This is a genomic window from Pseudomonas cedrina subsp. cedrina (assembly GCF_001983175.1).
Lineage (GTDB): Bacteria > Pseudomonadota > Gammaproteobacteria > Pseudomonadales > Pseudomonadaceae > Aquipseudomonas > Aquipseudomonas cedrina.
Window position 1 is genome coordinate 46,804 of record NZ_MNPW01000010.1, and the last position, 25,304, is coordinate 72,107.

At 62.7% G+C, this 25,304-nt stretch carries 23 protein-coding genes; 19 read left to right on the forward strand and 4 right to left on the reverse strand.

What is annotated here, in order from left to right:
• Positions 1-41 precede the first annotated feature (41 nt).
• The 13 genes from BLL36_RS20615 to madM all read left to right on the forward strand — a co-directional run bounded on the left by BLL36_RS20615 (position 42) and on the right by madM (position 15,590).
• Positions 42-5,861, forward strand: coding sequence for an Hpt domain-containing protein (locus BLL36_RS20615; protein WP_076953159.1), 5,820 nt, complete (start codon positions 42-44; stop codon positions 5,859-5,861).
• Complete coding sequence (locus tag BLL36_RS20620) at positions 5,854-6,309, forward strand: chemotaxis protein CheW (RefSeq protein ID WP_076953160.1); 456 nt, start codon at positions 5,854-5,856, stop codon at positions 6,307-6,309. The genes BLL36_RS20615 and BLL36_RS20620 overlap by 8 nt, the downstream gene beginning before the upstream one ends.
• A gap of 735 nt (positions 6,310-7,044) precedes the next feature.
• Complete coding sequence (locus BLL36_RS20625; RefSeq protein WP_090220086.1) at positions 7,045-7,296, forward strand: DUF6124 family protein; 252 nt, start codon at positions 7,045-7,047, stop codon at positions 7,294-7,296.
• 335 nt (positions 7,297-7,631) lie between these two features.
• Complete coding sequence (locus BLL36_RS20630; protein ID WP_076953162.1) at positions 7,632-8,354, forward strand: hypothetical protein; 723 nt, start codon at positions 7,632-7,634, stop codon at positions 8,352-8,354.
• 123 nt (positions 8,355-8,477) lie between these two features.
• A complete protein-coding gene (mdcA, locus tag BLL36_RS20635) occupies positions 8,478-10,148 on the forward strand; it encodes a malonate decarboxylase subunit alpha (protein ID WP_076953163.1) in 1,671 nt (556 codons plus the stop codon).
• Positions 10,149-10,982, forward strand: coding sequence for a triphosphoribosyl-dephospho-CoA synthase (locus BLL36_RS20640; protein WP_076953164.1), 834 nt, complete (start codon positions 10,149-10,151; stop codon positions 10,980-10,982).
• Positions 10,982-11,281, forward strand: coding sequence for a malonate decarboxylase subunit delta (locus BLL36_RS20645; protein ID WP_076953165.1), 300 nt, complete (start codon positions 10,982-10,984; stop codon positions 11,279-11,281). The genes BLL36_RS20640 and BLL36_RS20645 overlap by 1 nt, the downstream gene beginning before the upstream one ends.
• Positions 11,274-12,116, forward strand: coding sequence for a biotin-independent malonate decarboxylase subunit beta (locus BLL36_RS20650; protein WP_076953166.1), 843 nt, complete (start codon positions 11,274-11,276; stop codon positions 12,114-12,116). The genes BLL36_RS20645 and BLL36_RS20650 overlap by 8 nt, the downstream gene beginning before the upstream one ends.
• Positions 12,113-12,883: a biotin-independent malonate decarboxylase subunit gamma gene (gene mdcE, locus BLL36_RS20655; RefSeq protein ID WP_076953167.1), complete on the forward strand. Its 771-nt coding sequence runs from the start codon at positions 12,113-12,115 to the stop codon at positions 12,881-12,883. Before BLL36_RS20650 ends, mdcE begins: the two co-directional genes overlap by 4 nt.
• Positions 12,877-13,464: a malonate decarboxylase holo-ACP synthase gene (locus BLL36_RS20660; RefSeq protein WP_076953168.1), complete on the forward strand. Its 588-nt coding sequence runs from the start codon at positions 12,877-12,879 to the stop codon at positions 13,462-13,464. Before mdcE ends, BLL36_RS20660 begins: the two co-directional genes overlap by 7 nt.
• A complete protein-coding gene (gene mdcH / locus BLL36_RS20665; protein ID WP_076953169.1) occupies positions 13,461-14,360 on the forward strand; it encodes a malonate decarboxylase subunit epsilon in 900 nt (299 codons plus the stop codon). Before BLL36_RS20660 ends, mdcH begins: the two co-directional genes overlap by 4 nt.
• 67 nt (positions 14,361-14,427) lie before the next feature.
• Positions 14,428-14,820 (forward strand): malonate transporter subunit MadL, encoded by a 393-nt coding sequence (gene madL / locus BLL36_RS20670; RefSeq protein WP_076953170.1) that lies wholly within the window; start codon positions 14,428-14,430, stop codon positions 14,818-14,820.
• A 5-nt stretch (positions 14,821-14,825) separates the two neighbouring features.
• On the forward strand, positions 14,826-15,590 hold the full coding sequence (gene madM, locus BLL36_RS20675; RefSeq protein ID WP_076953362.1) for a malonate transporter subunit MadM: 765 nt from the start codon (positions 14,826-14,828) through the stop codon (positions 15,588-15,590).
• A gap of 109 nt (positions 15,591-15,699) precedes the next feature.
• Here madM and BLL36_RS20680 read toward each other — a convergent pair whose 3' ends face one another.
• Positions 15,700-16,614 carry a LysR family transcriptional regulator gene (locus BLL36_RS20680; protein ID WP_076953171.1) on the reverse strand — a complete coding sequence of 305 codons (915 nt, stop codon included), beginning with the start codon at positions 16,612-16,614 and terminating at the stop codon, positions 15,700-15,702.
• 145 nt (positions 16,615-16,759) lie between these two features.
• Here BLL36_RS20680 and trhA point away from each other — a divergent pair, with 145 nt between their 5' ends.
• Complete coding sequence (gene trhA / locus BLL36_RS20685; protein WP_076953172.1) at positions 16,760-17,377, forward strand: PAQR family membrane homeostasis protein TrhA; 618 nt, start codon at positions 16,760-16,762, stop codon at positions 17,375-17,377.
• 349 nt (positions 17,378-17,726) lie between these two features.
• Here trhA and BLL36_RS20690 read toward each other — a convergent pair whose 3' ends face one another.
• Positions 17,727-18,629: a LysR family transcriptional regulator gene (locus BLL36_RS20690; RefSeq protein ID WP_076953173.1), complete on the reverse strand. Its 903-nt coding sequence runs from the start codon at positions 18,627-18,629 to the stop codon at positions 17,727-17,729.
• Between the two features lie 95 nt (positions 18,630-18,724).
• On the opposite strand from BLL36_RS20690, the gene BLL36_RS20695 reads away from it, so the two are divergent.
• The 3 genes from BLL36_RS20695 to BLL36_RS20705 are packed head-to-tail and all read left to right on the forward strand — an operon-like array spanning position 18,725 to position 21,266.
• The gene (locus BLL36_RS20695; RefSeq protein ID WP_325052847.1) at positions 18,725-19,978 is read left to right on the forward strand and encodes a D-amino acid dehydrogenase; all 1,254 of its coding nucleotides are present in this window, start codon (positions 18,725-18,727) and stop codon (positions 19,976-19,978) included.
• A 9-nt stretch (positions 19,979-19,987) separates the two neighbouring features.
• A complete protein-coding gene (locus BLL36_RS20700) occupies positions 19,988-20,338 on the forward strand; it encodes a RidA family protein (RefSeq protein ID WP_076953175.1) in 351 nt (116 codons plus the stop codon).
• Positions 20,339-20,363: 25 nt separating this feature from the next.
• Positions 20,364-21,266 (forward strand): transporter substrate-binding domain-containing protein, encoded by a 903-nt coding sequence (locus tag BLL36_RS20705; RefSeq protein ID WP_076953176.1) that lies wholly within the window; start codon positions 20,364-20,366, stop codon positions 21,264-21,266.
• A 137-nt stretch (positions 21,267-21,403) separates the two neighbouring features.
• Here the strand turns inward: BLL36_RS20705 and BLL36_RS20710 are convergent, their stop codons facing one another.
• Both BLL36_RS20710 and BLL36_RS20715 read right to left on the reverse strand, forming a co-directional pair.
• The gene (locus tag BLL36_RS20710; RefSeq protein ID WP_076953177.1) at positions 21,404-22,123 is read right to left on the reverse strand and encodes a 16S rRNA (uracil(1498)-N(3))-methyltransferase; all 720 of its coding nucleotides are present in this window, start codon (positions 22,121-22,123) and stop codon (positions 21,404-21,406) included.
• A gap of 150 nt (positions 22,124-22,273) precedes the next feature.
• Positions 22,274-23,680 (reverse strand): adenosylmethionine--8-amino-7-oxononanoate transaminase, encoded by a 1,407-nt coding sequence (locus BLL36_RS20715; protein WP_076953178.1) that lies wholly within the window; start codon positions 23,678-23,680, stop codon positions 22,274-22,276.
• A 274-nt stretch (positions 23,681-23,954) separates the two neighbouring features.
• On the opposite strand from BLL36_RS20715, the gene BLL36_RS20720 reads away from it, so the two are divergent.
• Positions 23,955-24,506 (forward strand): cytochrome b, encoded by a 552-nt coding sequence (locus BLL36_RS20720; protein ID WP_076953179.1) that lies wholly within the window; start codon positions 23,955-23,957, stop codon positions 24,504-24,506.
• 32 nt (positions 24,507-24,538) lie between these two features.
• Positions 24,539-25,117, forward strand: a complete 579-nt coding sequence (locus BLL36_RS20725; protein WP_076953180.1) for a YceI family protein — start codon at positions 24,539-24,541, stop codon at positions 25,115-25,117.
• Positions 25,118-25,304 lie beyond the last annotated feature (187 nt).

A 25,304-nucleotide genomic window follows, 5' to 3' on the forward strand; every position in this document is an offset into this window, starting at 1 on the left:
CTGGCAGCATCTGCAACTCAAAAATTCTCACCGGAGTGAATATGGTTGATCGGCACGACTACGTGGCCCTCGAATGGGTCAAGGGCGACATTGCCGAAACCCTGAAACAGGCCCGGTCGGCGCTGGACGCGTATGCCCAAACCCCGGACGGCGACGCCATCGACGAGTGCCTGGCGTGCGTCCATCAAGTGCATGGCGCCTTGCAGATGGTCGAGTTCTACGGCGCGGCGCTGCTGGCCGAAGAAATTGAAGCACTCGCCGTGGCCCTGCAGGCCGAGCGCGTCGGCCAGCGCGACGAGAGCATCCGCCTGCTGCAACAAGCCCTCAACCAGCTGCCGCTGTATCTGGACCGCGTGCACAGTGCCCGCCGCGACTTGCCGCTGGTGGTGTTGCCGCTGCTCAACGACCTGCGCAGCGCGCGCGGCGAAAGCCTGCTGTCGGAGACCAGCCTGTTCAGCCCGCAATTGCTGACGATAGCGCCGCTGCCCGATGAAGCCCTGGCCCAACGCGCGGTGCCCGACCTGAAAGAGCAATTGCGCCAGTGGCACCACCTGCTGCAACAGGCGTTGGCGGGGCTGCTGCGAGAGGACCACGGCCCGAGCAACCTGGAAGACATGGCGCGGGTGTTCGCGCGCCTGGAAGCCTTGTGCCAGGGCGCGCCGTTGTTGCCGCTGTGGCAAGTCACCTCGGCACTGGTCGAAGGCATGCTCACCGGCGTGATCGCCAACAGCCCGGCGTTGCGCAGCCTGCTCAAGGCCAGCGACAAACAACTCAAGCGCCTGCTCGCCCAGGGTATCGACGGGGTCAACCAGCCGGCGCCGGATGAGTTGCTCAAGAGCTTGTTGTTCTACGTCGCCAAGGTCACCCGGCCGACACCGCGCATGCAAAGCCTCAAGGAACGCTACGGCCTGGACGAGGCCTTACCCGACAGTGCCGTGGTCGACGCCGAGCGTGCCCGCCTGGCCGGAGCGGATCGCAACGCCATGGGCTCGGTGCTGGGGGCTTTGTGTGAAGAACTGGTGCGGGTCAAAGAACGCCTCGACTTGTTTGTACGCAGTGACCGCCAGCACACCGGCGACCTTGACGCGTTGCTGGCGCCGTTGCGGCAGATCGCCGACACCCTGGCGGTGCTGGGCTTCGGCCAGCCGCGCAAAGTCATCATCGACCAGCTTGCGGTGGTGCTGAGCCTGGCCCAGGGCCAACGCGCACCCAACGACGCGGTGTTGATGGACGTGGCGGGCGCGTTGCTCTACGTCGAAGCCACGCTGGCAGGCATGGTCGGCACCGTCGAGCCGCAAAGCCGCGAAGAAAGCCGCCTGCCGACCACCGACCTGACCCAGATCCACCAATTGGTGATCCGCGAATCCTGCCAGTGCCTCAAGCAAGCCAAGGAACTGGTGATCGACTGTATCGAAGCGGACTGGGACCGCCAGCGCCTGGAATCCCTGCCGGAGCTGCTGAGCCAGGTACGCGGTGCGCTCGCGATGATCCCGTTGCCCCGCGCGGCGAGCCTGATGCGCGGCTGCACCGATTATGTCGACGAACAATTGATGGGTAACGATGCTGCGCCTTCGCAGCAGCACCTGGCGCATTTCGCCGACGTGATCAGCGGCTTGGAGTATTACCTCGAACGCATGCTTCAGGACCCGGATGCTACCGGCGAACGGGTGCTGGAGCTGGCCACCCAAGGCCTGGCTGCGTTGGGCTACCTGCCCGCCGAAAAACCCTGGCGCCAGGCATTGGCTGCACCGGATGGCGTGCTTTCGGCCGAGGTCACGCCGAGCCAATCCCAGTTCGATGCGCTGGCCAGCCCGACGTCGCGCCTGAACCCGCCGGCCCTGCAACGCCCCGGTAGTTTGCTGCCGCCACCGGCTGATGAGGCGCCCATCGACGATGAACTGCGCGAAGTCTTCCTTGAAGAAACCGACGAAGTCATTGAGGTGCTGCACCGCCACCTGCCCAACAGCGCCGACAAGACCGCCCAGGGTGAAATGCGCCGTGCGTTCCACACGCTCAAAGGCAGCGGCCGCATGGTGCGCGCCCTGGTGTTGGCCGAGCTGGCCTGGGCCGTGGAAAACCTGCTCAATCGCGTCCTGGAACGCAGCGTGGCCCTTGGCGCCGAGGTGCAACAGGTACTGGATGAAGCGGTGGCCCTGCTGCCCGAACTGATCGCCGACTTTGCCGCCGACGCTCAACGCCAGCGCGATGAAGTCGACGCCCTGGCCGCCCGCGCCCATGCGCTGGCCAGCGGTACGCAAGCGCCCGCCGCCGAACCCCATGACCCGCTGTTGCTGGAGATCTTTCGCAACGAAGCCCAGAGCCACCTGGGCAGCCTCAACCACTTCCTGCAACAGGCCGCCGAGCATGTGCCGCTGCAAGTCAGCGACGAACTGCAACGCGCCCTGCACACCCTCAAGGGCAGCGCCTACATGGCCGGCGTGCTGCCGATTGCCGAACTGGCGCGCCCGCTGGATCACCTGACCCGCGAGTACAAGGCCCATCGTCTGCCGCTGGACCTGGATGAAGTGGAGTTGCTGCTGGAAGCCGAAGGCCTGTTCCAGCGTGGGCTGCGTGACCTGGACGGTGATCCCTTGGCGCCGATCAAAGGTGCGCAAGACCTGATCAACCGCACCCAGGGCTTGCTCGATCACCAGCTTGAAGCACTGCTCGACGCACCGAACACCGGCCTGCGTATCAAGCGCGACCCGCACCTGATCGCCAACTTCCTGGCCCAGGGCATGGACATCCTGCTCGACGCCGAAAACCTGCTGCGCCGCTGGCAACAGCACCCCGGCGCGCGCCAGGAACTCACCGCGCTGCTGGACGAGTTGACCACCTTGGGCGAGGGTGCGCATGCCGCGGACCTGCACGCAATCGACGCACTCTGCGAAGCCTTGCTCGACCTCTATGGCGCCGTGGAAGAGAGCAGCCTGGCAGTGAGCGAGCGGTTTTTCCACGAAGCCGAGCAGGCCCATGAAGCGTTGATCAATATGCTCGACCAACTGGCCGCCGGCCAGGAAGTCAGCCCGGCGCCGGCCCGTGTCGACGCCCTGCGCGAGCTGCTGGACGAAGCCCTCGACCCGTCCGCCACCGGCCTGATCAAACGCGACGGCAACCGCGCGCTGAGCGTTGCCGAGCTGGGCGCCGCCACACAGCAGTTGGCACGCGAAACGACGATTGACGACGAGATCGTCGAGATATTCCTCGAAGAAGCCGTGGACCTCCTCGACAGCGCCGGGCAGTCGCTCAAGCGCTGGTTATTGGAACCGGACAACGCCGCGCCGCTGTCGTCCTTGCAGCGCGACTTGCACACCCTCAAGGGTGGCGCGCGCATGGCCGAAATCGGGCCGATCGGCGACCTGGCCCATGAGCTCGAATGCCTGTACGAAGGGCTGGTGGACCGGCGCTACAGTTACTGCGCCGAACTGTCCCTGTTGCTGATGGCGAGCCATGAACGGCTGGCCTCGCAGCTTGATGACCTGCAACAGCATCAACCCCTGGGCGATGCCGCCGAGTTGATTGCCCAACTGCGCGAATTTCGCCAGAGCAGCACACCCGCAGCGCCGGTCGAGGCCCCGCAAACGTCTGGCGCCGATCCTGAGCTGCTGGATATTTTCCTCGAGGAAGCCGCCGACATTCTCGACAGCTCGGGCAGCGCCTTGCTGCGCTGGCAGGCCGAGCCCGGCAACCGCCAGGAAGTCGAAACCCTGCTGCGCGACCTGCACACCCTCAAGGGCGGCGCGCGCATGGTCGAGATTGCGCCCATCGGCGACCTGGCCCATGAGCTGGAATTTCTCTACGAGGGCCTGTCGGCCGGTTTGCTCGCACCGTCCGCCGAGCTGTTTGCGCTGCTGCAAGGCTGCCACGACCGCCTGGCGCAGATGATCGACGCCGTGGCGGACGGCCTGCCGGTCGGCTCGGTGGACACACTCATCGAGCGCATCAGAAGCCTGGTGCACCCGAGCGAAGAGCCGGTAACCCCGGTGGCGCTGCCGGCGGGCAAGGCGGAAGCCGCCGTGGACCCGGCTGCCGATATGGTGAAGATCTCCGCCGAGCTGCTTGACGACCTGGTCAACCTGGCGGGTGAAACCTCGATCTTCCGTGGCCGTATCGAGCAGCAAGTCAACGATGCGCGTATTGCCTTGAGCGAAGTGGAAACCACCATCGAACGCATGCGCGACCAACTGCGCCGTCTCGACAGCGAAACCCAGGGCCGTCTCCTCAGCCGCCAGCAGGCCGAGGCCGAACGCCTGGGCTACGAAGAATTCGACCCGCTGGAAATGGACCGCCACTCGCAGTTGCAGCAGCTGTCCCGCGCGCTGTCGGAATCGGCCTCCGACCTGCTCGACCTCAAGGACACCCTCGAACGTCGCAACGAAGATGCCCACGACCTGCTGCAGCAGCAGGCGCGCATCAACACCGCGTTGCAGGAAGGCCTGATGCGCACGCGCATGGTGCCGTTCGAACGCATGCTGCCGCGCCTCAAGCGCATCGTGCGCCAGGTGGCGGGCGAGCTGGGCAAGGACGTTGAATTCATCGTCGGCAATGCCGAGGGCGAGATGGACCGCAACGTGCTGGAACGCATGGCGGCGCCGCTGGAGCACATGCTGCGTAATGCCGTCGACCATGGCCTGGAATCTCGCGATGTGCGTTTGGCGGCGGGTAAACCGGAGAAAGGCCGCATCACCCTGGACCTGACCCACGAAGGCGGCGATATCGTCTTCGACATGCGCGACGACGGTGCCGGGGTGCCGCTGGAAGCAGTGCGGCGCAAGGCGATCAAGCGCGGCCTGCTGGCCCCTCATCAAGAGATGAGCGACCGCGACGTGTTGCAGTTCATCCTGCAGCCGGGGTTCTCCACGGCAGAGAAGATCACCCAGATTTCCGGGCGCGGCGTGGGCATGGACGTGGTGCATGAAGAAGTGCGCCAACTCGGTGGTTCGATGGTCATTGATTCGACGCCCGGCGCAGGTGTGCATTTTCGCATTCGCCTGCCGTTTACCGTGTCGGTCAACCGCGCGCTGATGGTGCAATGCGCGGAGGATCAATATGCGATCCCGCTCAACACCATCGAAGGCCTGGTTCGGGTACTGCCCCATGAGTTGGCCGGGCATTACCAGCAAGACCCGCCGCATTATGAATACGCTGGTCAGCGCTATGAGCTGTTCTATTTCGGCGACCTGCTGCACACCGTCAGCCGCCCGAAACTGCTGGGCCAGTACCAGCCGGTGCCGGTGCTGCTGGTGCAGTGCAATGAGCGGCGCGTGGCCATCCATGTGGACGCCATGGCCGGCACGCGGGAGATCGTGGTCAAGGGCCTGGGCCCGCAGTTTGCCGGCGTGCAGGGTTTGTCCGGCGCAACCATCCTGGGCGACGGCCGCGTGGTGCTGATCATCGATTTGCTGGCGCATATCCGCGCACGCCCGCCGGCCTTGCCGGCCCAGATGATTGACGCGCCACTGATCCTCAACGACCCGCTGAAAAAACGCGCGCTGCTGGTACTGGTGGTGGACGATTCGGTCACCGTGCGCAAAGTCACCAGCCGCCTGTTGGAGCGCAATGGCATGAACGTGCTCACCGCCAAGGACGGCATCGACGCGCTCGCCGTGCTTGAAGAACACACCCCGGACCTGATGCTGCTCGACATCGAAATGCCGCGCATGGACGGCTTCGAAGTAGCCACCCAAGTGCGCAACGACCCCCGGCTGATGCGCCTGCCGATCATCATGATCACCTCGCGCACCGGCCAGAAACACCGCGACCGCGCCATGGCCATTGGGGTCAACGACTACCTCGGCAAGCCGTATCAGGAATCGGTGCTGCTCGAAAGCATTGCCTACTGGAGCAAGTCCCATGCTTGACCACCGCGCCAGCCAACTCACCGGCCTGCTGCTGCCCCTGGCGGATCGGCACCTGATCCTGCCCAACGTCGCCATCGCCGAGCTGATCGACTTCCAGCGCGGCGAACCGGCCAGCGATGCGCCGCCGTGGTATTTGCGGCAAGTGACCTGGCGCGATCGGCAAATCCCGCTGATCAGCTTTGAAGCGGTGTGCGGTGAAGCCAGCGTGACCGGCGAACGTTCGCGGATCGTGGTGTTGAATGCGCTGGGTGGGCGGCCGACATTGAAGTTCATTGCGCTGGTGATCCAGGGGATTCCGCGCTCGTACAAGCTCGACAGCGAGTTGAGCTATGTGGACGTGCCGCTGTGCCCGCTGGAACTGGCGGCGGTGCAGGTGGGGGAGCATGTGGCGAAGGTGCCGGACCTCATGGGGTTGGAAGCCTTGCTGGTCGAATCCGGATTGGCCTGAACACTCTTCTCAAATTCAGTGAGACCTACTGTGGGAGCTGGCTTGCCTGCGATAGCCATAGGTATCTACACATCTTTGTAGTGAGCGGGCTTGTCCCGCGCTGGGTGGCGAAGCCGCCCCAATAAATACGCCGCCGAGTTCCAGATAAATCCAAGTCGCCTGGTTTGGGGCCGCTTCGCAGCCCAGCGCGGGACAAGCCCGCTCACTACAGATGCTCGCATGCATTAAAAATAGATGTGTAGATACCTATGCTGCGATAGCGGTGGGTCAGTCACACATTAGCCAGCTAACCCACCGCCATCGCAGGCAAGCCAGCTCCCACACTGAATTGCGCTCGGCTCCAGCCCTCAATCAATCCGCGCAAACCGCTCAATCACCGGCTGCTCCCGATGCTCGGCCTGCCACAAGTCGTCGATCGTTCCCACGCTCTGCGTGGTAATGCATCCCGTGACGCTCCGCGTCACCCTTACGCGGGGCTCTGGTCGGGACGCGGAGCGTCCCAGGCGGCATTACCACGCAGAGCGTGGGAACGATCAAGGTGAGCGGGGGCTTCGGATTTTTCCTGCAAGATGTTGGGCAATGCATGAACTTGTTGCATTGAGTCAGCGCGCCTAGTCTTCGTCCCGTCATCGCAAAAAACGGTGACACGGACGTGCAAGTCCGAAAACCTGTTTAGGCGCACAAGACGCCTGGATCTAAGGCGTTCCTTACTGACCTGTTTAGGAATCGCACATCATGTCGAATTCTTCGTCATCCAATCTCTTCATCATAAATTCCCAACAAACCACCGAAACCTTGCTGGTCAACGCCAGCGAAACCCTGTCCTCCCTCAACGCACTCACCTGCAACCTGGCTTTCGACCTGGATGCTTCCCAGCGTGCAATCATGCTGGGGATTCAGCAAATGGCTGAGTTCGGACAATTGTTGGTCGAAAGGGCGTTGGAGCAAGTCAGCCCGTCGCCGGAGGCGGTCCCAAAAAGGGACTGATCGGTCCCTTAATGGGACTGCTATCTAACAAACAACACAGGGCAAATGTGGGAGCGGGCTTGCTCGCGAATGCGGTGGGTCAGTAATAGTTGCATGGCCTGACACCCTGCCTTCGCGAGCAAGCCCGCTCCCACATTTTGATTGACGGCGGCAACACCTTGCCGGGAAATGCGGAGGACCTGTTGGCTAGCTATCAGTGGGGGTGACTGGGTCAACGTGCGGGGAGGGCGTCTTGGGCAATTGCGACGAGCCACGGAGCACTTGCTCCCCCATCGTAAAGATCCCCGCTCCACTGCCGATAGCGAGGGGAATTTTTCGACAGAAGTATCGACGCAATGTGGCTTTTGGATGGGTTTGCCTGGCTGTACAACCTCAACCGTTTTACCGGCACGCTGCTGATGTGGTTTGGCGTGCTGGTGTTCACTGCGGTGGTAACCATGAACGTGCAGTCCAACCGGGGGAAGCTGTGGGGCTTCATGATTGCCACCGCGGGCGCGGTGTTTATTCTGGTGTACCTCGAAAGCCTCAAGCTGATCGGTGCCGATAAGGCAATCAAAGGCGTTGTGAGCAATTTCGTGGTCATGACCCTGGGCGGTCTCGGGTCGGGTCTGCTGGCGGTGGCGATTTCCCAAGGTCCCACACCGGAAGAGGATAAACAGGCTCGTGGGTTTATCCGTGATCGTCTGCTGGATGCGCTTGAGTACGCTTTTGTTTATGTCGCGATCTGCTCGTTCACGTTGTTCGCGGTCTGCCTGCCGCTCAACCTGCTGGGGTGGCCTCCCGTCGGCGAGCATGACCTGCTGAGCCTGCTGATTGTGTGTCTGGGCGCATTGTTGGGTTACGCGATAGCGTCCCGCCCCACTCGCTTGAGAAACTGGGAGCAAGTGGGTGCTTGCGCGCTGGTGGCGTTGCTCGTGCTGCTGTTACCGGTTTACGCGCAGGCGCTGTCAGGGCTGTGGGATTGGAGTTGGGCGGCCGTTTCGGGGTTGCACGTTTTTGCGGCGTTGGCGTTTTTCAGGACCCTATGGTTCCATCGCAGCGAATGGCGCAGGGTCTGAACGCCCCGTGTTAATTGAGTCATCATTAACCCAGGCGTAACAGTCCAACGTCCAGCTTGATTGATGGTCCTCCGGATCACTCCTAAGGTAAGCCCCACGACAGCAAACCCCCGTGGAGCGACCATGACAACAATAACGACCCCCGACTCGCGCTGGACGCGGCGGCGCGACGAGAAGCAGCGGCGGCTGGGGCTGGTCAGGCAGTTTGCAGACGGCGCGGTGTTGCCCAGCGACAGAATCGTCGAAGCCCTTGAAGCGCTGATCCTCCCCGGCGACCGCGTGGTGCTGGAAGGCAATAACCAGAAGCAGGCCGACTTCCTCTCGCGCTCCCTGGCCAAGGCCGACCCGGCCAAGCTCCACGATTTGCACATGATCATGCCCAGTGTCGGCCGTTCCGAGCACCTGGACCTGTTTGAAAAGGGCATCGCACGCAAGCTCGACTTCTCCTTCGCCGGCACTCAGTCCCTGCGCATCAGCCAGTTGCTGGAAGACGGCCTGCTGGAAATCGGCGCGATCCACACTTACATCGAACTCTACGCGCGGCTGGTGGTGGACCTGATCCCCAACGTGGTGCTGTCCGCCGGTTTCATGGCCGACCGCGCCGGCAACATCTACACCGGCGCCAGCACCGAAGACACCCCGGCACTGATCGAACCCGCTGCCTTCAGCGACGGCATCGTGATCGTGCAGGTCAACCAGTTGGTGGACGACGTGACGGACTTGCCCCGCGTCGACATTCCGGCGAGCTGGGTGGATTTTGTGGTGGTGGCCGACAAGCCGTTCTACATCGAGCCGCTGTTTACCCGCGACCCGCGCCATATCAAGCCGGTGCACGTGCTGATGGCGATGATGGCGATCCGTGGCATCTACGAAAAACACAAAGTGCAGTCGCTCAATCACGGCATCGGCTTCAACACGGCCGCCATCGAACTGATCCTGCCCACCTACGGCGAATCCCTGGGCCTGAAGGGCAAAATCTGCCGCAACTGGACCCTCAACCCGCACCCAACCCTGATCCCCGCCATTGAAAGCGGTTGGGTCCAAAGCGTGCATTGCTTCGGCACCGAGTTGGGCATGGAAAACTACATCGCCGCCCGCCCGGATGTGTTCTTCACCGGCCGCGATGGCTCGATGCGTTCCAACCGGATGTTCAGCCAACTCGCTGGCCAATACGCGGTGGACCTGTTTATCGGCGCCACCCTGCAAGTCGACGGCGACGGGCATTCTTCCACGGTGACCCGCGGCCGGCTGGCCGGGTTCGGCGGCGCACCGAACATGGGCCACGACCCGCGCGGGCGCCGGCACGGCACGCCAGCCTGGCTGGATATGCGCCACGGCGACGGGCCAGAAGCCTTGCTTGAGCGCGGCAAGAAACTTGTGGTGCAAATGGTCGAAACTTTCCAGGAGGGCGGCAAACCGACCTTCGTCAACACGCTGGATGCGGTGGAAGTAGCGCGCAAAAGCGGCATGCCCCTGGCGCCGATCATGATCTACGGCGACGACGTGACTCACCTGCTCACCGAGGAAGGCATCGCCTACCTGTATAAGGCGCGTTCCCTGGAGGAGCGCCAGGCGATGATCGCCGCTGTCGCCGGGGTGACCGCCATCGGACTGCGCCACAACCCCAAGGACACCGCGCGCATGCGCCGCGAAGGCCTGATCGCCCTGCCCGAAGACTTGGGCATCCGCCGCACCGACGCCACCCGCGAGCTGTTGGCCGCCAAGAGCGTGGCCGATCTGGTGGAGTGGTCCGGTGGCCTGTACAACCCGCCCGCCAAATTCAGGAGCTGGTAAATGCGCGCCCTTAAACTGCATGAACTCACCCTCGCTGAGCGCCTGGCCGATAGGGCCGTCGATGCGCTGATCGATGAAGCGGACCTGTCGCCCAAACCTGCGCTGGTCGACCGGCGTGGCAACGGCGCCCATGACGATTTGCACCTGGGCCTGATGCACGCCTCGGCATTGTCGCTGTGGCCGATGTTCAAGGAAATGGCCGAGGCGGCGCTGGAATTCGGCGAAGTCGGCTTGCCCCTGCGCGAAGCCCTCGGCCGTCTCGGGCGTGAAGGTGAGCAGGCCATGCTCGCCACCACCGGCGGCGTAAACACCCATCGCGGCGCCATCTGGGCCCTCGGCCTGCTCACTGCCGCCGCCGCCCTGGACTCACGCAACGTCACGCTGAACGCAGCCCGCCTGGCCCTGCTCGATGACCGTTTTGCACCACGGCCGATGAGCCATGGCGCTCAGGTTGCCCGACGCTATGGCGCACGCGGTGCCCGTGAAGAAGCTCAGCTTGGCTTCCCGTCGGTGGTGCAGCGCGGCTTGCCGCAACTGCGCAAAAGCCGCCTGCAAAATGCCGGCGAACAGAACGCGCGCCTGGATGCCCTGCTCGCGATCATGACCGAGTTGGCCGACACCTGCGTGCTTTACCGCGCAGGCCCTGAAGGCTTACGGACGATGCAGCGCGGCGCCCAGGCGGTGCTGAATGCCGGCGGCAGTGCGACCCTTGCCGGTCGCCGCCAATTGCACGCACTCGACACCCAACTACTGGCCTTGAATGCCTCCCCTGGCGGCGCCGCCGACCTGTTGGCCGCCTGCCTGTTTATCGACCGCCTCGACGGAGCGTTTTGATGGAAACCCTATCCTTTGAATTCCCCGCAGGGCAGCCGCCAAAAGGCCGGGCGCTGGTGGGTTGCGTCGGCTCGGGCGACCTGGAAGTGCTGCTGGAGCCGGGCACGCCAGGCACGCTGACGATTCAGGTGCAGACCTCGGTCAATGGCGCCGAACAACGCTGGCAGCATCTGTTTCAACGCATCTTCCAGGAACAGACGCCACCGGCCTTGAACATTGATATCCACGATTTCGGCGCCACGCCCGGCGTGGTGCGCCTGCGCCTGGAGCAGGGTTTTGAGGAGATCGGCCATGACTGACTTGCTCGCCAAACACAGCTTCGTTGAGCTCGGCGCGCGGCAACGGGCCAAGGCCTTGCTGGATGCCGGTTCCTACCGGGAACTGATCGACCCGTTCCAGCGCGTCATGTCGCCGTGGCTCAGCCGCCAAGGCGTGGTGCCGCAGGCCGATGACGGCGTGGTGATCGTCAAGGGCAGCATCGACGGAAAACCTGTCGTCGTTGCCGCCATCGAAGGCAACTTCCAGGGCGGCAGCCTTGGCGAAGTGGGCGGCGCGAAAATCGCCGGCGCTTTGGAGCTGGCCGCCGAAGATAACCGCAAGGGCATCCCGACCCGCGCCGTGCTGCTGCTGGAAACCGGCGGCGTGCGCCTGCAGGAAGCCAACCTCGGCCTGGCCGCCATCGCGGATATCCACGCAGCGATTGTCGACTTGCGCCAGTACCAGCCGGTGATCGGCGTGGTGGCCGGCAGCGTCGGCTGCTTTGGTGGCATGTCCATCGCGGCGGGGTTGTGCAGTTACCTTGTGGTCACCCGCGAAGCACGCCTGGGCCTGAATGGCCCGCAAGTGATCGAGCAGGAAGCCGGCCTGGAAGAATACGATTCGCGCGACCGGCCGTTCATCTGGAGCCTTACTGGTGGTGAGCAGCGCTTCAACAGCGGCCTGGCCGATCGTTATGTGGCGGACGATGTGGCCGAGATTCAGCAGACCGTCAGCGCGCTGTTGCAGCAAGACGTGCCCGCCGAGCAGCGCAGCCGCCGAGTTGATTATTACCTGGCGCGCCTGGCCGAACTGGACGCTGCGCCACAGATCGACCCGGCGACCGTGCGCGCGTTGTATCAAGGAGAACGTCCATGAGAGGTTTGCACTGGTTCAACGCCTTGAGCGCCGGCGCGCCGCCCGTTGCGGGTTTGCCCAACTCATTAAAAGTGGCCGATGGCGCGCTGGGCGAACACGCCGTGCGCTTTATCGCCGTGGTCACCGACACACACAACCGTTTCCCCCGGGCCCGCAACGGCGAAGTCGGCTTGCTGGAAGGCTGGGGCCTGGCCAAGGCCGTCGATGAGGCCATCGCCCGAGGCGACAAACGCCCGATCATCGCCATCGTCGACGTGCCCAGCCAAGCCTACGGCCGTCGCGAAGAAGCCCTCGGTATTCACCAGGCCCTGGCGGCCGCCGCCGACAGCTACGCCCGCGCCCGACTGGCCGGGCACCCGGTGATCGGGCTGCTGGTGGGCAAGGCGATGTCCGGGGCGTTTCTCGCCCATGGCTACCAGGCCAACCGCCTGATTGCCCTGCGCGACCCCGGCGTGATGGTGCACGCCATGGGCAAAGCGTCGGCGGCGCGGGTGACCCTGCGTAGCGTCGAAGAGCTGGAAGCGCTGGCCGCCAGCGTGCCGCCAATGGCCTATGACATCGAGAGCTATGCCAGCCTTGGCTTGTTGTGGGAAACGCTGTCGGTTAGCCAGATCGAACAGCCCACGCCGCAGGATCTGGCGCGCGTCAGCGATTGCCTGGTGGGCGCGATCAAGGACATCGACACCCCCGATTTGAGCGGCCGCCTCGGCGCAACCCATCGCGCCGCTTCCAGCCATGTGCGCCAACTGCTGCGGGAACAATGGTGAACGCCCACGACCTGCTCTGGGGCATGAGCCCGGCGCATTTGCCCGCTGATGCGCCGGGGTGGGCACAGCGTGCGATTGGCACGGTGGTGGTGCGTCGCGCCGTGGTCGCGCCGGGTTTTGTCGCGGTGGGAGTGCGCGGGCGTTTGCGTGAGCAGCGCTTTGCAGCCGTGATGCCGATTGACGCCGTGCAGCGGCGAGTCGCACCGGAAGCGTTGTGCGAGGTTGTCTCGACACGGGATCTACCGGCATTGCACGCCCTCGATCAGCTGCGACCGGTGTTGGCGCCCTTGAGCTGGGGTGTCACGGGCAGCGCGGGTTTCGAGTTGGCCACGGGCATTGAAGCGCTGCATGCCCAAAGCGATCTGGATTTGATTCTGCGGATGCCCAAGCCGCTTGATCGCAGTGATGCCCGCGACCTCCTGGCCACCCTGGACAAGGCGGTGTGCGTGGTGGATATGCAACTGCAAACACCGTTGGGCGCCGTTGCCTTGCGTGAATGGGCCGGCCCATCGCGCCAGGTGCTGTTGAAAACCGCCAGCGGTGCCCGCCTGGTCCTTGATCCTTGGCAGGCGGTGGCATGAGCAGCCTTTTGGTGTTCCCGGGGCAGGGCGCGCAACGGCCGGGCATGCTCAAGGCCTTGCCCGCCGAGGTGCTGGAGCAGGCCAGTGATGCGCTGGGTGAAGACGTTCGCGCATTGGATTCGGTTGAAGCGCTCGCGAGCACCCGTGCGGTCCAGCTCTGCCTGTTGATCGTCGGCGTGGCCCACGCGCGCCTGCTGCAACACACCCCGGATTACGTCGCGGGCCTGTCCATCGGGGCTTACCCGGCGGCGGTGATCGCCGGTGCGCTGGACTTCACTGATGCGCTCAGGCTGGTCAGCCTGCGCGGTGAGCTGATGCAGAACGCTTATCCACAGGGCTACGGCATGACCGCCCTGATCGGCCCGGCGTTATCCACCGTCGAAACGCTGCTGGCCGAAATCCACAGCCCCGAGACGCCGGTGTACCTGGCCAATATCAACGCCGATAACCAGACCGTCATCGCCGGCAGCGATGAAGCCATGCAGCGCGTCGCCAGCCGAGTGAAAGGCAACGGCGTTGCCAAGCGCCTGGCCGTCAGCGTGCCGTCCCATTGCGCGCTGCTGGAGCAACCGGCCCAGGCGCTGGCGCGGGCCTTCGTGCCGCTCAAGGCGCCACGTATCACCTACCTGAGCAGCACCCGCGCGCGGCCGATCCACAACCCCGAGCAACTGCGCGACGACCTGGCCTTCAACATGTGCCGCGTTGTCGATTGGCGCGGCACCGTGCAAAGCGCCGTTGAACGCGGCGTGCGCCTGCAAATCGAACTGCCTCCGGGCGCCGTGCTCACCGGCCTGTCACGGCGCGTCTTTGAACAAGGCACGGTGATCGCCTGCGAAGGCGCGCGCCTGGACACCTTGCAGGCCCTGCTGCAAGAGGAGGAGCGCCGCCACCGATAAAGCACCACCCAAGGCTTTCGAAGCACAAAAACAACAATTTCGATCGAGCACTTTGAGGACAACGACAATGATTATTTACGGTGTGGCGTTTCTGGCGTTCTGTACCCTGGCCGGCTTGTTTGTCGGTGAATTGCTGGGCAGGTGGATGGACATCCCGGCCAACGTCGGCGGGGTGGGCATTGCCATGTTGCTGTTGATCGGCCTGGGCAGCTACCTCAGCAAGCGCGGTTGGTTTACCAGCAAGTCCGAGCCGGGCGTGAGCTTCTGGGCGGCGATTTATATCCCGATCGTGGTGGCGATGGCGGCGCAGCAAAACGTCTACGGCGCCATCAGTGGCGGCCCCATGGCGATTCTGGCGGGCACTTTGGCGGTGGTCCTGGGCTTTGCCCTGGTACCGGTGCTGGTGCGCATCGGCAATGCTGAGCCAAGCGCTGTCGTTCCCACCAAAGAAGCCGGGTGATCTCCATGTACGAATCGATGATGAAAGTGATCACCGGCTACGGCCTGATCAGCGGCTTTGCAGTGATCGGGCTGACGATGTGGGTCTCCTATTGGATTTCCAACACCTTTACCAAAGGCCGCCTGCACGGCTCGGCCATCGCCATCTTGCTGGGGTTGGTGCTGTCTTACGTCGGCGGTGCGTTTACCGGTGGCTCCAAAGGTGTAGTGGATATTCCCTTGTTGTCGGGTATCGGCCTGCTGGGCGGGGCGATGCTGCGAGACTTTGCCATTGTGGCCACGGCGTTTGGCGTGAGTGTCGATGAGCTGAAACGGGCAGGCTACGTTGGCGTATTGGCGTTGTTTGTGGGCGTGGGTTCGTCGTTCATCGCAGGGGTGGGGGTCGCCATGGCGTTCGGCTACACCGATGCCGTGAGCCTGACCACCATCGGCGCCGGCGCGGTGACTTACATCGTCGGCCCGGTGACCGGTGCGGCCATTGGTGCTAGTTCCGAAGTGATGGCGCTGTCGATTGCCGCCGGGTTGATCAAGGCCATTCTGGTGATGGTGATGACGCCGTTCGTGGCGCCGCTGATCGGCCTGAACAACCCGCGCAGTGCGGTGATTTTCGGTGGGCTGATGGGCACATCCAGCGGTGTGGCGGGAGGGCTGGCGGCGACTGATCCGAAGCTGGTGCCTTATGGGTGCCTGACGGCGGCGTTCTATACCGCGCTGGGGTGTTTGTTGGGGCCGTCGTTGTTGTTTTTGATCATGCGCGGGTTGGTGGGCTGATCTCAAATAAGCGCCGACCGATCTGGCCTCTTCGCAGGCAAGCCAGCTCCCACACTGAATGTATTCACAAATCAAAAATGTGGGAGCTGGCTTGCCTGCGATAGCGGTCTCAAGCCTGGCGATTGGCATACATCCGACACTCCGCCAGCAACGCCAGCAAATTCGGGTCGCGCTCCTTGGCTTTCAAGAACACCACGCCAATCTGCTGCTGCAACCGGTACCTGGGTTGCAGCGGTATCAGCTTCACGCGGTTCTCATACACCGCCGCAATCCGCCCCGGCAGCAGCGCATAACCCACGCCTGAACTGACCATGCTCAGCAGCGTGAAGATGTCGTTCACCTGCATCGCCACTTTGGGTTCAAAGCCCGCCTGCTTGAATACACGGTTGCCGTCCTGATGCGTGGCGAAGCCCTGGGTGAGGGTGATGAAGGTTGCATCACGCACGTCCGCCAGGTCGATTTGCTGTTCGCGGTCAAAGGGTGAGTCGGCCGGGGTGGCGAGGAAGATGTCGTCGCTGAACAGCGCGATCTGTTCGCAGTCGGGGTCATTGGCGTGTTCATCCAGGGAGATGAGGATCGCGTCCACCTCCATGTTCTTGAGCTTGTAGAGCAGGTCGAAGTTGGAGCCCAAGATCAGGTCGATGTTGAGTTCGCTGCGGCGGATTTTCAGGCCCATGATCAATTGAGGCACGGTCTTGACCGTCAGCGAGTACAGCGATCCGAGCTTGAAACGTTCGGCGGAGAAGCCGGCGGCTTCGCGGGTGAGGCGCACGCTGTCGACCACGTCGGCCACCAGTTTCTGCGCGTGCTCTTCCAATACATAGGCGCTTTCCAGCGGCGTGAGGTTGCGCCCTTCGTGCTTGAACAGCGGGCAGCGCAGCGCGTTTTCCAGGGAGTGGATGGCGCGGTGCACGCTGACGTTGCTGGTTTGCAGCTCAGCGGCGGCGCGCGCCAGGTTGCCAGTGCGCATGAACGCCAGGAAGATTTCCAGCTTCTTGAGGGTGAATTCTTCGTCGATCAGCATGGCCGTGGGCTCTTGTTCGAATGCGTTCGATTGTGCCCGTAAAACCTGCGGGCGTCCTCGGAACGTCATAAGCCGCTTGCACTCTTATGGCGAAGGCTGGAGGCTTGCCAGCCAACCCATATTGGTCACAGGAGGTCGGTTGCAGATGTACCACGGGGAACGATTCAACGCCTGGAGCCATTTGCTCGGTGCTGTCGCGGCGTGTATTGGCGTCGTGTGGATGTTGGTGGTGGCGAGCCTGGACGGCAGCCCCTGGAAGATAGTCAGCGTGGCGATTTATGGCGTTACGTTGATGGCGTTGTACAGCGCGTCGACCGTTTACCACAGCGTGCAGGGCCGGCGTAAAGCGATCATGCAGAAGGTCGATCATTTTTCGATCTACCTGCTGATCGCCGGCAGCTACACGCCGTTCTGCCTGGTGACGCTACGCGGCCCCTGGGGCTGGACGCTGTTCGGCATTGTGTGGGGGCTGGCGGTGATCGGCATCCTGCAAGAAATCAAGCCGCGCTCCGAGGCGCGCATCCTGTCGATCGTGATCTACGCGGTGATGGGCTGGATCGTGCTGGTGGCGGTCAAGCCGCTGCTGGCCGCGCTGGGCACTGCGGGGTTTACCTGGCTGGCGGCGGGTGGGGTGTTGTACACCGTCGGCATTATCTTCTTTGCCCTGGAGGATCGCCTGCGGCATTCCCATGGGATCTGGCACTTGTTCGTGATCGGCGGCAGCCTACTGCATTTCGTGGCGATCATGCATTACGTGCTCTGACCCTGTGGGAGCAGGCTTGCCTGCGATTGCGGTGTTTCAGTCAATAACCTTGTGACTGACACTCCCTCATCGCAGCATAGGTATTTACACAACTTTGGCTCGACGCTGAAAACCCAGCGAACGGGCTGTTGTGGCGAGCGGGCTTGTCCCGCGTTGGGCTGCGAAGCAGCCCTAGATCAGGCTCTGCGGAATGCCTGATACACCGCATTCTGCTTACTGGGGCTGCTACGCAGCCCAACGCGGGACAAGCCCGCTCGCCACAGGGGAACTCGCCAGCCTTTGAAAGTTGTGTAGATACCTATGCTCATCGCAGGCAAGCCAGCTCCCACATTTGCTCATCGGTATGCTGTTAGAGGCGCTCCAGCAGTTCGCGGGCGCGGGTGCCGAAAATCTCCAGCAAATTGGCCAGCATATGCGGCGGTGGCTCGTCGGCGCGGGTCAGGGCATACAGGGTGATCGGCAGCGGCGGCGTTAGGGGACGGATGCAGGTGGTGGCGGTCGAGGCGCCGAGGGCGGTGAAGGGATCGATCACGGTCAGGCCCGCGCCGGATTCCACCATCGCGCGGGCCAGGGAATAGGTTTGCACTGAAATGGTCACGCGGGGCGCAGGGTCGACGTTTTGCAGGTAGCTGTCGAGTTTCGCCGCCAGCGGATCCGCACTGGAAAGGCCGATCAATGGCGCGCCCGCCAGGTCGGCCAGAGGCAATGGCCGGCTCATCTCGGCCTCGCTCCAGTAGCCCTTTGAGGCCAATGCCACCAGTACACCGTCCGCCAGCACTTGCGTGGTCAATCCCGGGTGGCCGGAGACGTTGAGCGTCAGCGCCACATCAATCTCGCGCATCAACAGCTTGTGCACCAGTTCACGGCTATGGTCGCTGGACAGCTCGCAGGCGATGTCCGGGTAATTGCGCGTCCATTCCAGAATCACCGGGGGCAGCAGCGAGAGCGCCAGTGCCGGGGTCGCAGCGATCCGCACGCTTTGTCCTGGCGCACGACGCAGACTCTTGGCCAGGCGCCTCACGCCCTGCAGGCTCTCGGTGACTTTCTCGACTTCGCGCTCCAGCGCCAGGGCTTCCGGCGTGGGCTGCAATTTGCCGCGTACCCGCAGGAACAGCGGGAAGCCCAGTTGCAGTTCGGCGTGCTGCAATACCTTGGTGACCGCCGGTTGCGAGACGTGCAGCAACTGCGCGGCGGCGCTGACCGAGCCGGTCTGGCGGATGGCCTGGAAGATTTCGATATGACGCAAGCGCATGGCAGGTCCATAACCTTTGTTTATAGGTGCCCCATCTTTATTCATTGTCGGCGGCCTGTCACCTGGCCCTACGCTGGGCGCCTCTTAATCAACGGCTGGGGGCTGGGATGGCCAGGCAGGTTTGCATCATCGGTGGTGGGGTTATCGGCCTGGCGAGCGCTTATGCATTGGTGCGTGCCGGCCATGAAGTGACGCTGATCGAGGCGCGCGACAGCCTGGGCACTGAAACCAGTTACGCCAATGGCGGGCAGTTGTCCTACCGCTATGTTGCGCCGTTGGCCGACGCCGGGGTGCCGCTGCAAGCGATTGGCTGGTTGCTGCGCGGTGACTCGCCGTTGAAGCTGCGCCCGCGCCTCGATCCCCAGCAATGGCGCTGGATGGCCGCCTTTATCGGCGCCTGCCGTGGTTCGGTGAACAAGCGCAATGCCGCTCACCTGTTGCGCCTGGCCTCCCTGAGCCAGGACACCTTGCAGCAATGGCGCGAGGAAGATCGCCTGGGCGACTTCGACTGGCGCCGCAATGGCAAGCTGGTGACGTTTCGCAAAGCCACTACCTTCGAGCATGCGCGCGGCAAAGTGACCGATGTCCTGCAACAGCAGGTGTTGTCCGCTACCGATTGCGCACGCCTGGAGCCGGCGCTGGCCGGTGATGATTTTGTCGGCGGGATCTACACGCCCAACGAGGAAGTAGCCGATTGTCATGCCTTTTGCCGGCAATTGGCGGCGCGGCTTGAAGCATCGGGGCGTTGCACGTTTTTGTTGGGGCGCAGGGTCACCGGGATTCATCACACCGACGGGGTGGTGCACGCCCTCCAATTGGGTGATGAGGTGATGCCGGTCGAGCAACTGGTGCTGGCGGCAGGGCATCGCAGCGCGCAATTGGGCCTGCCGGGGTTATCACTGCCGTTGTATCCGCTCAAGGGCTACAGCCTGAGCGTGCCGATTGGCGCGCAGCACCAGGCGCCGAATGTGAGCATCACCGACTATGACCGCAAGATCGTCTACGCGCGCATCGGTGAGCAACTGCGCATCGCGGCCATGGTGGATATCGTCGGTTTTGATGCCGGCCTTGAGCCCAAACGGCTGGCCCTGATGAAGCGCCAGGCCCTGGAGACTTTTCCGCTGGCCGGCGACTACGCCCACGCGGTCGAATGGGCCGGCATGCGCCCGGCCACGCCGACTGGGGTACCGCTGATTGGGGCCAGTGTTTATCGCAACCTGTGGCTGAACCTCGGTCACGGCGCCCTCGGTTTTACCTTGGCCAGCGGCAGCGCCCGACTGTTGGCTGAACTGATCGACCAACAGGTTCCTTCCATTGACATGCAGGGCCTGACGCCCCGCGCCGCTTGAGAATGCCCCATGACCATCAACCGAATCAGCAGCAACGAGCGTCTCAGTGGCGCAGTCACCTTCAAGGACCTGGTGTTCCTGTCGGGCCAGGTGCCGGGCGAAGGGCAGGACGTGATGACGCAAACCGGCGAAGTGCTGGCCAAAATCGATGCACTGTTGGCCGCGGCGGGCAGTGATAAGGATCACCTGCTGAACGCGACGATTTACCTGAAGGACATCGGCAGCGGTTTTGCGCCGATGAACGAAGTGTGGTCCGCGTGGCTGTCGCCGGGGATGGCGCCTACACGCACCGCCCTGCAAGCGGAGCTGGCGCGGCCGAATGTGCTGGTGGAAATCAGCGTGATTGCTGTACGTAAATAAACTCAAAGACCAACGGAGCATAACAATGAAAAGAATCCTGTTGACCGGCTGCACCCTGGGGCTTTTGTTCGGCGCGCAGGCTTATGCGGCGCAAACCCCTTTGGACGGCACGCTAAGCAAGATCGCCAACGCCAAGTCCATCACCCTGGGCTATCGCGATGCGTCGGTGCCGTTTTCCTACGTGGGGGATAACAGTGGCAAACCCATGGGCTATTCAGTGGACCTGGCAAGCAAGATCGTCGAGCGTATCCAGCAGAAAATCGGGGTGGCCAACCTCAGCGTCAAATACAACCTGGTGACCTCGCAAACCCGCATTCCGCTGGTGCAGAACGGCACCGTCGACCTGGAGTGCGGCTCCACCGGAGTGACGGCCGACCGGCAGAAGCAGGTGGCGTTTTCCTACGGGTTTATTTATGTGAAAGGCCAGTTGCTGACCGCCAAGGATAGCGGCATCAAGGGGTTCGCCGACCTCGAGGGCAAGAATGTGGTAACGACCGCCGGTACCACCAACGAACGTTTTTTAAAGAGCTATAACGCCGAACACAAGAGCAATATGTTTGTGATCAGCGCCAAGGACCACGGCGAGGCATTCAAGATGCTCGAGACCGGCCGTGCGGTAGCGTTCTACATGGATGATGCGTTGCTCTACGGCGAGCGTGCCAAGGCCAGGGACCCGCATAAGTGGGTTGTGGTCGGGGAGGAGCAGTCGCGGGAGATCTATAGCTGCATGGTGCGCAAGGACGACCCGCAGTTTCTCGCGGTGGTCAACGAGACGCTCGGTGACCTGTACCGCAGTGGCGAAATCAACGGGATTTACCAGCGCTGGTTCGAACAGCCAATCCCGCCGAAGGGCTTGAACCTGGAATTCCCGATGACCAGCGAGCTGAAGGCGATTATTGCCAAGCCGATTAGCGACCCGGTGGAGTAATGACTTGATAACCCGATAAAACTGTGGGAGCTGGCTTGCCTGCGATCGCGGTGGGCCAGGCAGTGAAGCTTTGACTGATTTACCGCTATCGCAGGCAAGCCAGCTCCCACATTTTTGATCGGGTTTGCAAGGCGAGGTTAGAAGTCGCCCCAGAGTTGCTGGGCCACCGCCAGCGCTACCACTGGCGCGGTTTCGGTGCGCAACACCCTCGGGCCAAGGCGGGCGGCATGGAAGCCGGCGCCTTGCGCGGTTTCAACTTCATTGTCCGTCAGCCCACCCTCAGGCCCGATCAGGAAGGCCAGGCTCGCGGGCCTGGCGTGGCTGACCATCGGCTCGGCCACCGGGTGCAGCACCAGCTTCAAATCCGCCTCGGTCTGCTTCAACCAGTCCGCCAGCAACAGCGGCGGGTGAATCACTGGCACTGTCGAACGCCCGCATTGCTCGCACGCACTGATCGCCACCTGACGCCAGTGCTGCAGGCGTTTGTCGGCGCGCTCGTCCTTGAGGCGCACTTCGCAGCGCTCGCTGAAAATCGGCGTGATTGCGTTGACCCCCAGCTCCGTGGCTTTCTGGATCGCCCAATCCATGCGCTCGCCCCGCGACAAACCCTGCCCCAAGTGGATCTGCAGCGGTGATTCGGCCTGGCCTTTGAGGCTTTCCGTGAGTTGCACGCTGACGCGTTTTTTACCGACCTCCAGTAATGCGCCACGAAACTCCTGGCCGGAGCCGTCGAACAATTGCACGGCGTCGCCTTCGGTCATGCGCAGCACGCGGCTGATGTAATGCGCCTGGGCTTCGGGCAACTCATGGTCGCCAAGGCTCAGCGGGGTGTCGGTGAAAAAGCGGGACAGTCTCATGTCTGTTCTCTGAAAATGTGCAGGGCGGACGCGGAGCGTCCAGGGCTGCATGCCCACGCAGAGCGTGGGAACGATCATATAAAACCTGTGGGAGCCGGGCTTGCCCGCGATAGCGGTGGGCCAGGCCCCCGATCAGTCGAGTGAACCTGATCAGCCCGGATCGCGAAACCCTGGGTGAAAGTCCTTCGGTACCGCAACACTGACGTTGCTGTTGGTCGCGATATCGATCCCCTCGCTGGCGACTTCGGCAAGAAAGTCGATCTGCTCCGGGGTAATCACGTACGGCGGCAGGAAGTACACCACGCTGCCCAACGGGCGCAACAGCGCGCCGCGTTCCAGGGCGTGCTCGAACACCTTCAGGCCGCGCCGCTCCTGCCACGGATAGGCGGTCTTGGTGGCTTTGTCCTGCACCATCTCGATGGCCAGCACCATGCCGGTCTGGCGCACTTCCGCGACGTGGGGGTGGTCCACCAGGTGCGCGGTGGCCGTGGCCATGCGCTGGGCCAGGGCCTTGTTGTTTTCGATCACGTTGTCTTCTTCGAAGATATCCAGGGTCGCCAGGGCCGCCGCGCACGCCAGCGGGTTGCCGGTGTAGCTGTGGGAATGCAGGAAGGCGCGCAGCGTCGGGTAGTCGTCGTAGAAGGCGTCGTACACGTCATCGGTGGTGACCACGGCCGCCAGGGGCAGGTAACCGCCGGTGAGGGCCTTGGACAAGCACAGGAAGTCCGGGCGGATGCCGGCCTGTTCACAGGCGAACATGGTTCCGGTGCGGCCGAAACCCACGGCGATTTCATCGTGGATCAGGTGCACGCCATAGCGGTCGCAGGCCTCGCGCAGCAGCTTGAGGTACACCGGGTGGTACATGCGCATGCCGCCGGCGCCCTGGATCAGCGGCTCGACAATCACCGCGGCGACGCTGTCGTGGTTGTCCGCCAGGGTCTGCTCCATGGCCAGGAACATCGTGCGCGAGTGCTCTTCCCAGCTCATGCCCTCGGGGCGCAGGTAGCAATCCGGGCTGGGCACCTTGATAGTGTCCAGCAGCAGCGCCTTGTAGGTTTCGGTAAACAGCGGCACATCGCCCACCGACATCGCGGCGATGGTTTCGCCGTGGTAGCTGTTGGTCAGGGTGACGAAGCGCTTTTTGTTCGGCAGGCCGCGGTTGAGCCAATAGTGGAAGCTCATCTTCAGCGCGACTTCAATGCACGACGAACCATTGTCGGCATAGAAGCAGCGGGTCAGGCCTGCGGGCGTCATGGCCACCAGGCGCTCCGACAGCTCGATCACCGGCTGGTGGCTGAAACCGGCGAGAATCACGTGCTCCAACTGGTCGACCTGGTCCTTGATGCGCTGGTTGATACGCGGGTTGGCGTGGCCGAACACGTTGACCCACCAGGAACTGACGGCATCGAGGTAACGCTTGCCTTCGAAGTCTTCCAGCCATACGCCTTCACCGCGCTTGATCGGGATCAGTGGCAGTTGCTGGTGGTCTTTCATCTGGGTGCAGGGATGCCATAGCACCGCAAGGTCGCGTTGCATCCACTGGTCGTTCAAGCCCATCGGTGATCTCCTCGAAGCGGTCCTGCGGCCTGCGCAGGTAAAACAATCGCGCAAGCCTATGCAATGGACGCGCGTGTCACAAGCCATTACCTGTGAATTGGCGGTAAACACAGGACGGTCTGTCACGTTTCTCCTGGATAGTCCTTAATCCGATGTTAATTTACGCTTCATACCCTCAAGATCGTATTTCTCGATATTTCAAAGCGAAATTTTTCGCTTTAATTCGATAGGTAAATCGCTAGTCTTGGGCGCAGCTCTCACGGGATTTAAGTACATGCAGTTACGCAATTCACCGGCCCGCTATGGTTGGGTCAGTATTGTCTTGCACTGGGGTGTGGCCCTGGTGGTGTTTGGCTTGTTCGCCCTGGGCTTGTGGATGGTCGGTCTTGACTACTACAGCGCCTGGCGCAAAGAGGCACCGGACCTGCACAAGAGCATCGGCATTACGCTGTTCGCCATCATGCTCGTGCGTATCGTCTGGCGCCTGCTCAGTCCGCCGCCTGCGCCGCTGGCCAGTTACAGCCGCATGACCCGCATTGGCGCTGCCTTTGGCCATGTGTTCCTGTATTTCGGGCTGTTTGCCGTGATGATCGCCGGTTACCTGATTTCCACCGCAGACGGTGTCGGTATCCCGGTGTTTGGCCTGTTTGAAATTCCTGCCCTGGTGTCCGGGCTACCGGACCAGGCAGACACCGCCGGCGTGGTGCACCTGTACCTCGCCTGGGTGTTGGTGGTCTTCGCCGGCTTGCACGGTGTGGCTGCGTTGAAACACCACTTTATCGATCGTGATGTGACCCTGACGCGAATGCTGGGGCGCAAAGCCTGATGTTCAACCTCGACTCACAAGGAATAGAAAGCATGTTGAAAAAGACCCTCGCTGCCCTGGCAATCGGTACCGCTCTGCTGTCGGCAGGCCAGGTAATGGCCGCCGACTACAAGATCGACAAAGAAGGCCAGCATGCCTTCATCGATTGGAAAATCAGCCACCTGGGCTACAGCTTCATTCACGGTACCTTCAAGGATTGGGACGGCACCTTCAGCTGGGATTCGGCCAAGCCGGAAGCCAGCAAAATCGCAGTCGACGTGAAAACCGCCAGCCTGTGGTCCAACCACGCCGAACGTGACAAGCACATCGCCAGCAAAGACTTCATCGACGTGGCCAAGTTTGCCGACGCCAAGTTCGTGTCCACCGCGGTTAAATCCACCGGCGCCAAAACCGCTGACGTGACCGGCGACCTGACGTTCCACGGCGTGACCAAGCCCGTGACCTTCAAGGCTACCTTCAACGGTGAAGGCAAAGACCCATGGGGTGGCGAACGTGCTGGCTTCAACGCCAAGACCACGATCGACCTGAACGACTTCGGCGTGAAAGGCCCAGGCCCGACGTCGCAGACGGTTGACCTGGATATTTCGCTGGAAGGCGTGAAGCAGAAGTAATTTCTGCTGGTTGCTTAAAAAAACCGGATCCCATGATCCGGTTTTTTTATGCCTTGAATGCAGTCAATGTGGGAGCTGGCTTGCCTGCGATGCGAGCACCTCGGAGCATCAGGCACGCCGTGCCGATGCAATCGCAGGCAAGCCAGCTCCCACAGAAAAGCTCATTTTATTTTGTGGAGTCAAAAAA